The 12524-nt window shown below is 48.2% G+C and carries 6 protein-coding genes; 4 read left to right on the top strand and 2 right to left on the bottom strand.

Features of this window, described 5'->3' with window-relative positions; genetic code table 11:
* Window positions 1-1222, bottom strand: a 1222-nt coding sequence (locus tag A2048_06335; protein OGP09486.1) for a serine--tRNA ligase, incomplete at its 3' end; no start/stop codon positions are given.
* 58 nt (window positions 1223-1280) lie between these two features.
* Between A2048_06335 and A2048_06330 the strand changes: the two genes are divergently transcribed.
* Window positions 1281-2681, top strand: coding sequence for a hypothetical protein (locus tag A2048_06330; GenBank protein OGP09485.1), 1401 nt, complete (start codon window positions 1281-1283; stop codon window positions 2679-2681).
* A gap of 159 nt (window positions 2682-2840) precedes the next feature.
* On the opposite strand, the gene A2048_06325 is transcribed toward A2048_06330, so the two are convergent.
* Window positions 2841-3476 (bottom strand): 3-methyladenine DNA glycosylase, encoded by a 636-nt coding sequence (locus A2048_06325; protein ID OGP09484.1) that lies wholly within the window; start codon window positions 3474-3476, stop codon window positions 2841-2843.
* Window positions 3477-3563: 87 nt separating this feature from the next.
* Between A2048_06325 and A2048_06320 the strand changes: the two genes are divergently transcribed.
* The 3 genes from A2048_06320 (at window position 3564) to A2048_06310 (ending at window position 12418) form a co-directional block, all read left to right on the top strand.
* The gene (locus A2048_06320) at window positions 3564-4775 is read left to right on the top strand and encodes a hypothetical protein (GenBank protein ID OGP09483.1); all 1212 of its coding nucleotides are present in this window, start codon (window positions 3564-3566) and stop codon (window positions 4773-4775) included.
* Between the two features lie 162 nt (window positions 4776-4937).
* Window positions 4938-9710, top strand: coding sequence for a hypothetical protein (locus tag A2048_06315; GenBank protein ID OGP09482.1), 4773 nt, complete (start codon window positions 4938-4940; stop codon window positions 9708-9710).
* A gap of 161 nt (window positions 9711-9871) precedes the next feature.
* Complete coding sequence (locus tag A2048_06310; GenBank protein OGP09481.1) at window positions 9872-12418, top strand: hypothetical protein; 2547 nt, start codon at window positions 9872-9874, stop codon at window positions 12416-12418.
* Window positions 12419-12524 lie beyond the last annotated feature (106 nt).

Here is a 12524-nt window from a genome sequence, read left to right as displayed (position 1 = left end):
GAATGGCAATGGAACCATCGGCCTGCTGATAATTTTCAAAAATGGCCACCAAGGTACGCCCCACGGCAAGCCCTGAACCGTTTAAGGTATGAACCAGGCGGTTTTTTTTCGAAGCGGTTTCTTTAAAACGAATTTGGGCACGACGGGCCTGAAAATCTTCAAAATTGGTGCATGACGAAATTTCGCGGTAAGTATTTTGCCCGGGCACCCACACTTCAATATCGTAAGTCTGGGCCGAACCAAAGCCCATGTCCCCCGTACACAAAAGCACCACACGGTAGGGAAGGTTTAGTTTTTGGAGGATTTTTTCAGCATGCCCGGTGAGCTGTTCCAATACTTCGTAAGATTTTTCAGGATGAGCAAACTGGACAAGTTCCACTTTATTGAACTGATGCTGACGAATAAGCCCTTTGACATCCTTGCCGTAAGACCCCGCTTCGCTACGAAAACATGGAGTATAGGCACACATTTTGATGGGTAGTTTGGCCTCGTCCAAGATTTCATCGCGAAAAATATTGGTGACAGGAACTTCAGCTGTGGGGGCCAGGTAATGATTGGTGGTTGTTTTAAAAAGATCGGCTTCAAATTTGGGAAGCTGGCCTGTGCCACGCAAACTTTCGGCATTGACTAAAAAGGGAGGAAGCACTTCTTCGTAGCCGTGTTCTTTGGTGTGGACATCGAGCATGAAGTTGATGAGGGCGCGTTCGAGTTTGGCCGCCGCCCCGCGGTACAAAGTGAAACGGGCTCCGGCAATTTTGGCACCGCGTTCAAAATCAAGCACCCCCAGGGTTTCACCCAGTTCCCAATGTTCTTTGGGTTTGAAGGAAAAGGAGGGTTTGGTTCCCCAGGTGTGTACTTCCTTGTTGGCAGAAGCATCGGGGCCCACGGGCACCTTAAGGTTGGGAATATTGGGAAGGCCCATGAGATGCTCAATAAGCCGGGATTCCACTTCATTTATTTGCGGACCAATTTCACGAATGCGAGCGGCCACCTTGTCCATTTCAGTAATAAGACTTGCAGCATCTTTCCCCTCTTTTTTTAGTTTTCCGATTTCTTTTGATTGATTGTTTTGCTCGGAACGAAGTTGTTCAAATTCGGCCTGCAGTTTTTTTTTGGTATGATGGGCCTGTAAAATGGGTTCCAGATCGATGGAGCTGTTCCGGTTTTTGAGGGCCGTTTCCAAGGCTCCTTTGTTTTCAACAATCCATTTGATATCGAGCATGAAAAAACTTATACCTAGCGGCTCAAAAATTACCAATTAAAAATTTTAAGGAGAACACATGTTCATGCAGCAAAAAATACAACGCAGGCATCCTTTTCCGTGGGGAACTATTTTTACTATTTTGATTTTGGGTTTGTTTTCATCAGGAATTCTTTCACTTGTTTTTTTCTATCCAAGAATCATTGGTTCCAAACCTGTTTTAGCCATTATGGATACGGGACATCAACAGGTACAAACCCTTTCCATTGGAAAAACACCCCGTTTTTTAATTGATGTTGCCAATAATAAAAGTGGCGTGTGTGAGGTAACGGCCAAAGTCAGTCAAAATGGAATGGATTTCTCCCTGGCTTTAGAGGAGGCGGAGCAGGAAATCGATCCAAACGATCAAAGTGTGAAACTTGTTTTTGTTCCGTCATTCCAGAATTTTTCCGGATTAAACGAGGGGCCGGCCACGCTTGAGTCTGTGGCGCGCAATTGTGCTTGGCTGGCACGAAAGACAAGTTTAACCATGCCGGTTGAAGTTGATTTAATTCCACCCACTGTGGCGCTTACATCGACTCAACATTATATTAATCAGGGTGGGGCCGATGTGGCGACTTATCATGTTTCACCCGATACAGTATGGTCCGGTGTGAAGGTGGGGGGTTATGTTTTTAATGGCCACGTAAAACCGGGTACCAAAAATTCGCAGGGCGAACGTTTTTCTTTTTTTGTTTTTTCCTACGAACTGCCGCAAAACACACCCATTGAAATTGTGGCCATTGATGCCGCAGGTAATGAAGCCCAAACAACCTTGGTGCCAGCCAAGTTTTTTGCAAAACAATTCAGACATCGGGATCTTCCGGTCGATGACCAATTTATTCAGACAAAGGTGTTTGATATCATGGCCAACACCCCTGGGTTAAGTCGTAGCGGGGATCTTTTAAAAGATTATTTGTCGGTGAACCGCGATTTACGCAAAAAAAATGCAGCCCAGCTTGTGGAAGTTTCCAAAAAATCAGATGAAAAATTTTATTGGAAGGATGCCTTCCGTCCCTTGACCAATGCCTCGGTGGAAGCCAATTTTGCCGATTACCGTAATTATATTTACAATGGACAAAAAGTGGATGAACAGGTGCATCTGGGTTTTGATTTGGCCGTCGTTGAAAAACATCCCATTTTAGCTGCGGCCGATGGGCGTGTTTTGTTTGCCGGTTACATGGGCATCTACGGCAACACCATCATCATCGATCACGGCTATGGTTTGATGACCCTCTACGGACATTTAAGTTCAATGGATGTCAGTGAAGGCCAAGAAATCACCAAAGAACAAAAAATAGGCAACAGTGGTGCCACGGGCTTGGCCGGTGGGGATCACCTGCATTTTTCAATGCTGATCGACGGCGTCCAAACCAACCCCATCGAATTTTGGGATCAGCATTGGATTCATGATCATGTTTATCTGCGTGTAAAACTGTAACTTAAACTCTTCGTGTCCGATTTTCTATTTTGCATTATCCCCAATAAGCTGAACTAACCGGTCCACATTCTTATTGATGATGGCCAAGGTTTCTTTTTGGTCCTCGTTGAATTCCTGGGTGGTGAGAAGAAAAGAAAGAGTGTGGAAAATTCTGCAGTATTATCTTTTTGAAATGAACGGATTATCTTTAAAATAAAATCGGTAGGGCAGGTGGGCTCCTTGGACAATGCCGATACGGGTGGTGGTGTGGATCTCTGTCATCCCGCACTGGATGCGGGATCTCCCGGGAGACCCCGGATCAGAGTCCGGGGTGACAGAAGGTCGGAGAAGTTTTAAATCTCCTTTCGACAAATCAACCCCATTCATGTCTTTGGTAATTCCCATTGCGATCACCAATTTTGCGGGGCCGTTGCAAAGTTCATGGATGGAAAAATGTCCCTTGTTCTTTTTTGCCCTTCGCTTGTGCATCAATTCAATCCCTTCCACGGGTTCCAAGGCGCGGATGAGCACGGCTTCCCCCACTCCTTTTTTGGCAGTGACCACGTTGAAACAGAAATACATTCCATAAATGAAATAAATATAGGCGTGGCCGGGTGGGTCAAACATCATTTTGTTTCGTGGTGTTTCTCCGCGTGAGGCGTGACAGGCTGGGTCATCGGCAAGATAGGCTTCGGTCTCGACGATTTTGCCCACGGTTTTCCCGTTGGGGCTGTCGTGGACAAGAAAGGTTCCCAAAAGATTTTTGGCGATTTCCAGGGTTGTTTGTTTGTAAAAAGAGGGACCAAGAATTTTCATTTCATCTTTGAATCTAGGATAAGAATGGTTTTCAAATCAAGTAAGGATACTTGACAACCGTCAGGGTGTATATCAACACTAAATTTTATGCCTCAAAAAGGATTTATTTCACTCCATTACCGGGATTTTTGCCTCTTTCTCTTGGCGCGTTTTTTTGTTCTGTGCACTTTACAAATGTTGGCCGTGGGTTTGGGCCAAAAGGTTTATGAAATGACGCACAGTGCTTTGCATTTAGGGTACATCGGGCTGGCCCTTTTTTTGCCAAAACTTGTGTTTGCCCTGATTGCAGGGCATGCCGCCGACCGTTTTGATCGCACCCGCATTGTTTTTATCAGCCGTGGTGTCCAAGCCTTGATCGCAGCGGGCTTGGTCGTCTTGGCCCATGGCGGTTTTCAACCTTTATGGCTTGTTTATGCGCTGCTTCTGTTAATGGCCACGGCCCACACCTTTGACGGGCCTGCAAGCCAAGCGGTTGTTCCTCAAATTGTTTCCAAGGAACATTTTAATAATGCTGTTTCATGGAATGCAGCGGTGTTTCAGTTTGCTTTTATCAGTGGCCCGGCCATGGCGGGTTGGATGTATGCCGTTTATGGCCCCATGTCTATTTTTTATGGGGTGTTTGTCCTTCGTTTTTTGTCATTTATTTTCATTGGCCTGATGAAAAGATACCCGCACGAAAAACCCCAGCATGAATTGACCTGGAAGAGTTTGATGGCGGGGGTTCATTATATTTTTAATCACCAGGTTCTTTTGGGAATTATTTCCCTTGATCTGTTTGCTGTCCTCTTGGGTGGGGCCGTGGCGCTCATGCCCATTTTTGCCAACGACATTTTGCATGTGGGCCCCACGGGTCTGGGTTTTCTTCGAACAGCCCCCTCATTAGGGGCGGCCCTTGTGGGTATTGCTCTGGCTCATTTGCCCCCTATTAAACAGGCAGGAAAAACCATGCTTTTTTGTGTGGCTCTTTTTGGGGTTTTTACGATCTTGTTTGGCTTGTCGCGTAGTTTTTATTTCTCACTTTTTTGTCTTTTTGCCTTGGGGGCTTTTGATATGGTGAGTGTTGTTATCCGCGGCGTCCTGGTCCAAATACTTACTCCTCCCCAAATGCGTGGGCGTGTAAGTGCCGTAAATCTTGTATTCATCGGTGCTTCCAATGAACTGGGCGAATTTGAATCGGGCCTGACGGCTTCGTGGTTTGGAACTGTTCCTGCTGTGGTGTTGGGAGGAATGGGGACATTATTTATTGTGCTGACCTGGTTTTGGAAGTTTCCCCAATTAAAAAAATTTCAACCAGACTAGAAATTCATTTTAAAAAACAGATCTTTATTTGTTCCGTTTTTTTCAATAAAAAATCATCTGGTTGTTAGCAACTTTCTGATACCTCCTACCGATAAAGAGAATGACAAAGTGTGTCATTAGTGCATCCAATTGTATTCATTCCGTTTTTTAAAAAGGGGCTCTATGAAAAAAACTATCGTCTTTTTTACTTTGGCGTTTCTTTTATTTGTCTTTGAGAGCCAGGCTATTGCTGGTCTGACCTGCCAAAATTTACCCGATGATTTAACCCCATTTTCTTCTTCTCCCGAATTTTGCCAATTTTTGGAAACAGGAACTTGGGAATCTGGCGAATTTCCCGCGGATGGTTTTTTGACTTTGGATGAAGAAATCAGGGCCATTCTAATTCTTACAGGTTTGTATGATGAAGCAGCGGTTTTTGAAGGAGGGCCCTGCCCGGAAAATCCTGTTCTTTCCTATGTGACCGCCCGCCGTATTTACAAATCACAAAACGGTCTTTGCCCCAACCCTCAAGCCCGTCGTCGTTTGATCAGTGTCTTGTTTGAATTGGGAAATGCCTTCAAAAAAGCCGATCAACCCCGAAAAGATTTTTATACCCAGTGGTCCAGAACGCCGTGCCCCCCTGTGGATGTGGCTACCACGGGAAGGGTGTTCGGGATTTTGGCCGAGAATTACCGGTTTGCATGCAATTTGGGCGCTTTAAGTCTTTTTGAATTCCCTGAAGACATCAATAGTCAGGAACCCGGGCGAAAAATCCTTAATCGCCAGGAAGCTGCTTTTATTTTGTTGAAAGTGGCGGAAGCTTTTTATGCCCCATTTTTACAGGAAGTCTCTGATGATCCTGTTTTTGGTGAAGTCACCTTGACCCAAGTCCAAGACACCTGGCTTGGAGAACGCGGGGATTGGCCGCGTGAATTTGATACCAGCCATGGGGGGGATGACACGATTGAAATTTATTCCGATGATTCTTTGGATGCGGGCCCCCGTCGCGGGCTTGTGCGTTTTGATTTGTCCGCCATTCCCGAAGATGCCGTGATTGACCAGGCCCATCTTGAACTTTATACGGTGGCTACTTATGAAGATAGAACGCTCCCCATCCATATTTTTCGTTTTGATGAAAATTGGGTTGAGGGAATCAGTGTGAATGAATGGGATGATCTTTCCAATGATGGGGCCTCATGGGTTTCGCCCGATAGCATTGAAGGCCATACCTGGCAGGAAGAAGCCGGTGGTTTTAAAGAGCCGGTGTGCCGGACTTTTTTGACTCCAAACTCGTCCTCTGTTTGTGATACAACGGTCGTGGTGCAGGGGTGGTCGGACGGGGTTTATGCCAATCATGGGTTGGTGATTATTGGGGAACAAAAATGGTCCAGTGATATTTCCATTGCTTCCAAAGAATGGGCTGCCCAAGGTCAAAGACCCCGTTTGTATGTTCGCTACCACATTGGAGAATTGCCGAATGCCGAACCGGTTTCGGGGCCAGAGCCTAATCCAGAACCAGCCCCAAGCCCTGATCCCGCTCCACAACCACAACCTAATCCTGACCCTCAGCCTGAACCTGCCCCACAACCAGAACCAGCTCCTGTCCCAGAACCGCGACCCGAACCCGCACCCGCAACAGTTCCAGCCCCTGTACCAGAACCTGTTCCAGCTCCACAACCAGAACCACAACCTGAACCAGCTCCAGCGCCAAGCCCTGAGCCGGTTCCAGCCCCCGAACCTTCGGCCAATTTTTGCCCGCCTTACGTGCAATCGGAGCTTTATGTCTCTCGTCCACGCGCCAATCGCATTGTCATTGGTCCCCCGGCAAACCCTTCCGATACAAGTTGGATTTTAACCATCGCCAATGCCCGCCCGGATACAGAGATCCTCTTACGCGACGGTGTGTATCCCTTTCCCGACCAATACGCCTACACTTACGATAAATATATGCTCAGGGATGATATCACCGTGCGGGGGTTGAGCGGCAACCGCGAGGCGGTACGCTTAGTGGCCCCGGGTTATGGAAGCTATAGCGAGGGTTTCCTCGTGGCGGGCCGGAATGTGGTGATCGCCGACCTTTCGATGACGCGCAATATGCAGCATGCAATCTCCATCAAAGGGGAATTCGGTGCTGAGGCGCCGCATATCTATAATGTGCATCTTTATAATATCGGCACGCAGATGATCAAGGGAACGCCCGACGATGAGGTGAATGCCAACGGAGGCCGAAATGATGGCGTGAATGACGCCGTGATCGCCTGTTCACGCTTTGACTACCGCGACGACGGCAGACGTACGGCCAATGAATGGAAGGCCGGCGATTACAACGGTGCCATCGACCTGCACCGCTTTAACAATGCCGTCATCCGCGACAACATCATCGAGAACATTACGGGAACGGGTACCGGTTGCGAGGTTTATACCTGTGGGTATGGTTACATCTCTGAGCCCGCCATTTTGGTATGGAACGATTCCACAGGCACGATCACCGAGCGGAATATTCTCCGCGGGAATTACCGCGGTATTGGTTACGGCCTGGGGCGTGGGCATACGGGCGGGATCATCCGCAATAATTTCATCGCCAGGCCTACCCTGGTTTATCACGAAGGGGGGGATATCGTTGGGGATGCGGGGATTGAACTTCAGGGGGCCCAAGGCACCCAAGTATATAACAATACCGTGCGCATCTCAGGGTATCCGGGGGCGATTGAAGCGAGGCAGTCTTCGAATTTGGACATCGTCAATAATTTTATTTCATCCCCATTTTTGGACCGTGGGGGGAACAACAATATACGAACGCGCAATAACATTAGCGACGCCCGCGATGCCGATTTCATTGGCCTCAATGATGCGCACTTGGCTCCCGCTTCGCGCGCCATCGGGACGGGTCTTCTTTTGGCCGAAGTGACCAACGATATCGACGGGCAGAGTCGCATCGGCAACGATGTTGGCGCCGATCAATATTCAATCGGGATTCCAGAGCCCGCGCCGGAACCCGTGCCTGTGCCTACCCCCGAGCCATCGCCCGCTCCCGAACCAGCTCCCGCTCCTGCACCGGCCCCAGCCCCAGCACCTGCGCCAGCTCCCGCTCCTGCACCCGAGCCCGATCCGAATCCCCAACCCGTTGGCGGTGTCGGAAGCATCCAGGTTTTTTACCGCAGCGGGCAGACCTTCATCACCTGGCCCGAAAACAATGCGGTGGGCGGCGAGAGCTATCGCGTGTACCGTTCTTTAAATCCCATTACGCCCCAAAATCTTGCGCAGGCCACACGTTTGTATAATGTGCCCGAGGGTTCCGCCAATTTTTATGCGGACCGCTACAACCGTGAGTATTCAGGGCAATGGCAGACGCGCTATGCGAGCCGTTTTGTCATCCAAAATAATGGTTCATCCCTTCCCGCGGATACGGGGCTCCTCGTGTGGACGCTTCATCCCGATGAATTGGGCGGCAACCCATCCGCCAATGCTTACTACGCTGTGACGACCGTTTCTTCCCAAGGTATTGAGAATCTGCAAAACATTGCGGCCACGAATCAGGCGGTGAATGAAACCGTGGGCGATCCCCGTCCGGTGGAAATCCGTTCAAGTATCCGAAGCCATGTTTACATCCAATACATGGATCTTAGGAATTGGAACCCCACGTTCCATGCGCCCAACGAAACCAACGGCTATTATGGTTTGCGCGGCGATGCGGTTGCGGCACGCTCGATCCAATACGCCTACACCTATGCGGTGAATGAACCTGACCCGGCTGCCTGTAATGGGCGGGCTCCGGGTGTTGTGCTCAACCTTCATGGTTGGGGCGGAAATACTTATGGTCCCGTTGGGGATGGTTACACGCCTTACTATTGTGCTTTTGAGATCGTTCCCACGGATGTTTCCGAAACCTGGTGGTTCGGTTTTGCTAAAAATCATGATTACCGCATCAACTCAACCGTTGCTGCCGGTGATACCATCGTCAATTACACGGAGGCGCGCGTGCTCCGCATGGTCTATGCTTTGGAAAACGATTTAGAACTTGGACCCCGCATCGATCCCAACCGCGTGTATGTCTATGGCCATTCCATGGGGGGAAGTGGAACCTTGGCGTTGGCGGCCCGCTATCCCAACGTCTTTGCCGCAGCCTATGCAAGCGAGCCGATGACGAATTATCAAACTTCTGTTCCCATTCCCGGGGTGAGCAGCAACAATTGGGCGGCGGATGCTTCTATCAAATGGGGGGAACCTTTGCTTAATCTTCCCGTTGAAATCGGCGCGCCCAACCATTGGGCCGATCGGTTGCAGAGTTATAACAGAACCGGTGTGTGGAGCTGGCAAAATCATCAGGCCAATTTCCGTGACCGTGTGGCCGATGACATGGTTCCCTTTGGAGTGGCCCATGGCTTTAATGACCATGTCATTGAATGGACCACTCAGGCTCAGCCGGCCTATGCCGCTTTTGATGCTGCTGGGCGTGCTTGGGGTGGGGCCATCCGCGATGCAGAACATGGGTGGCTCTCCTACCAAGGGCTTCCTCCCACTTTGGATGTGGATGGTTCATTGGCCCCTTTTCAAAATTTTTCTGTGGTTAAAAATGAGACTGTCCCCGGTTTTAGCCGTTACAGTGGCAATATGTCCCTTCCCCCGAATGACGTTGAAGAGGGGAACTATAACCAGACTCTTGAATGGTCAGCCAGTTGGAGTTCGTGGGATGGGGCGCCCTTGGACACACCCAATCAATGGCGTATTTCTTTAAGGACAACCGATGGCCGTGAACGGACAGTGGATATAACCCCGCGCCGTTTGCAACAGTTTAACATTGTTCCAGGAACGACCTATCGTTGGGAAAATAGACGGGTTACTGACAATGGTTTGGTGGCCGGTGGGAATATGGTCGCCAATGCCAATGGTTTGATAACCGTTCCTGATTTAAGTGTGACGGGTCGTGGGAACCGCCTCGTTATTGTTCGACAATAAGCAAATGAGGGTCACCCGAATCCAAGGGTGACCCCCCTTCTGGTTCTTCCACATTCAAAACATTTCTTAGACCGAGAGCCTTTCTTCTTTACAAAAAAAGATTTTTAGAGGCAACTTTTCTTTTCAAAAACCGACAACTCTCCAATAAAGGCACAAGAATCATGACAACTCTAAAAACCATTATCCTAGGGCCCCAGGATATGGGGAATCTCTATAAAACCTTTTTTCCCAAAGGCCAAGGGACCGAAGGCATTGATCCGGGGGAAAGCCTCATCCCTGACGAGCCTGATCTTGTTTACAACAAACACCTTCTTGTTTACACATTTAAGCTAGACCGGCTTCTTGACGATTTACGCAAAACAAACCGGACACAATTTTCACAAATTTTCACACAGTACCAAGACCCCCCAAAACGTGGGGCCAATCAAGTTTTCACCCTCGAAACCTATGAACCCAACCCAGACCAAAAAGTGGTGACCGCCGATGATTTGGCCCAACTCATGCAAGAAACGGGGCTCAAAAAAATAAAGCTGGCCACATTGGCTACGCTCTTTCCCAATGCTTATCTCATTCGTGTGAGTCAACAAGCCTGGCCATTAAAAGAGCTGGTTTCTCGTAAACTCACAACAGCCAAAGGGGAATTTTTTTTGAAAGATGCTTACGTCGATGTAAGCGGCGAAATAATCGTCAGTCATTTTTATGAAAATGAATTGAGAAACTTCTCGCCTGTGATCACTCAATACTTTACACCCCCTCAAGTTGCAAAACCCATCGGAGAGTGCGCTGTAGCTGAAACTGCTTTTACTTCTATTGATTTTAAAGACAACCGCGTTATCGACTGCGATCCCGACTCATGGCCCATTGATATCGGGACAATGACTGCCTTTGCCCGCCTTAATTTATTCACATTAACGGACAAATTAACAACGCGTCAGAAGCAACTTGCATCAGCGCTTAAAAAGATAGCCTCTTCCATCAATGCCGAGGGGGAAAGAAAAATAATTATTACCGCAGAAAAGGAACCCTTCATGAGCTTTAGCATTGATTTTAGGGAAAAACCAAATGAGCTGATACAGGCCGTCAAAAACGACCCCGAGAATTGGGTCCATTCTTTTTCCAGGCATGGCCGCTTTGCCGAAAAAATATTAACTTTACTTCACCAGCAAGAACCCACCTTGGTTCCCGATCCTGGCGATGAATCAAGCCTATCTTACTTTCTGGGACGCCCGCTTGATCCAAAGAATCCCGAAAGAGATTACGCCACCATTCTTTTTTATCTTTTTGACCATAAAGACGCTCAGAGAGAATACGGATTTCCAAAAAATGAAATGCCCGAAGACGGCATCAACGTGCAAAATCCCCCTTCTCTGGCTTCGTACTGGAATTACCTGGCCAAAAGACCAACGGTGTACTTGGCGGCAAGAATTCACCCTGAAGATTTGAACTCTGTTTATTTTTGGGCCACTCATATCGACACCGCCAGTTATGAGCCTATGGGAAGCCCCTATGACAACAATAAGGTCTACACCAAAGTACAACGAAAGCCGCAGCACCAGGGGGAAAGCGAACCTCTTTACATGAGGCTTGCCAGAACCGAAGGAAAAGCCAAACTGGTTCCCCAGGAACTTCATTTGGGCAATCACAAGAATTCCCTCGTGTTCACGAAACAGACTTACGAGAACGGAAACACAACGGATGGGTTGGGGCCTAAGGCAGCAAAAAGAATTTTTGAAGACAATGGCAGACCTCATGTCTCCGTTTCTTACTTGTCGGGAGGGCGCCGTCCAACGCCTGATTTTAATCTTACCGAAGCAGGTCCCACTATGTTTGGAGGGGGACGGACCCCCGCCATCGTATGGTTCTTATCCACCCCTATTGGCGTAGATGTTGATGATGGATCCCTTTCCTTGCCATTTCCATTTTATGAGGCTTCGCCAGGGGAAAAAGACCTTAGCCATGCCATAGCGATGACCCCTTCATTTCAACAGGGAAAGGGTTCCCTGCAATATCAAGAAAAAGTAGAAATAATGGATGGCATCCTTCCTTTTCAGGGTTTGATGAGAAACGGTGGAGGAGGAACAGATGCCTTGAACACAGCCGGCTATACCGATTTCAGAGCCCATCCCATTGGAAGCGATGAAAAGGACAGAAAACAAGTTTCCGTTCATGATTTCACAACAATTCAACGCACATATTTTTTTGAAAATGAGCTCCAGGGACATGTCCTTGCCATGGGGGCTCAAATGCTTGTTGGGAACGGTGGCGTGAGCGAAATATCATTAAGGGTGGACCCATGGGCCGGGCTTACCTATCGTCTTTGGAGGGGATTGGGTTATAATGCCCACCTGCTTATGGCGATTCCTGAATTAGGCTTTAAACCAGATCAAAAAAGCTGGGACTTACGTTATCCATTTGTTCAGGCGCAAGTGTTTTACGGCGATCCGGCCACCTTTTTTCTTCAACCGCTAGCTTTTGGCAATATAGGTCTAGAAGGCGGTTATGATTCCAATAACAAACGGTGGTTTGGTTTGGCTGATCCTGAAAATTGGCAGGATCCTTTTTATCTCCGTTATGGGGTTGGCTTGCAAGCAGCAATGAATGGACTGCGCTTAGTCGCGGGGCCCCAATGGGCTTTGGGCGATGCGCATGCTGTCGAAAATAATCCGCTATGGATGGTGGACCTTACCTTTCTCAACTCTAACCCTTAATTTACATCAGGGATTTGGAACAATTTTTTTCCCAAAACATTTTTTTACGGGATGCATAAACTAATTGGGGGTGAGGTATTCCCTTAAAAGGTAAGATTTTCTTTTT

The organism is Deltaproteobacteria bacterium GWA2_45_12 (assembly GCA_001797365.1).
Classification (GTDB): Bacteria; UBA10199; UBA10199; order UBA10199; family UBA10199; genus UBA10199.
This window is presented reverse-complemented; position numbering and strand designations above follow the sequence as displayed.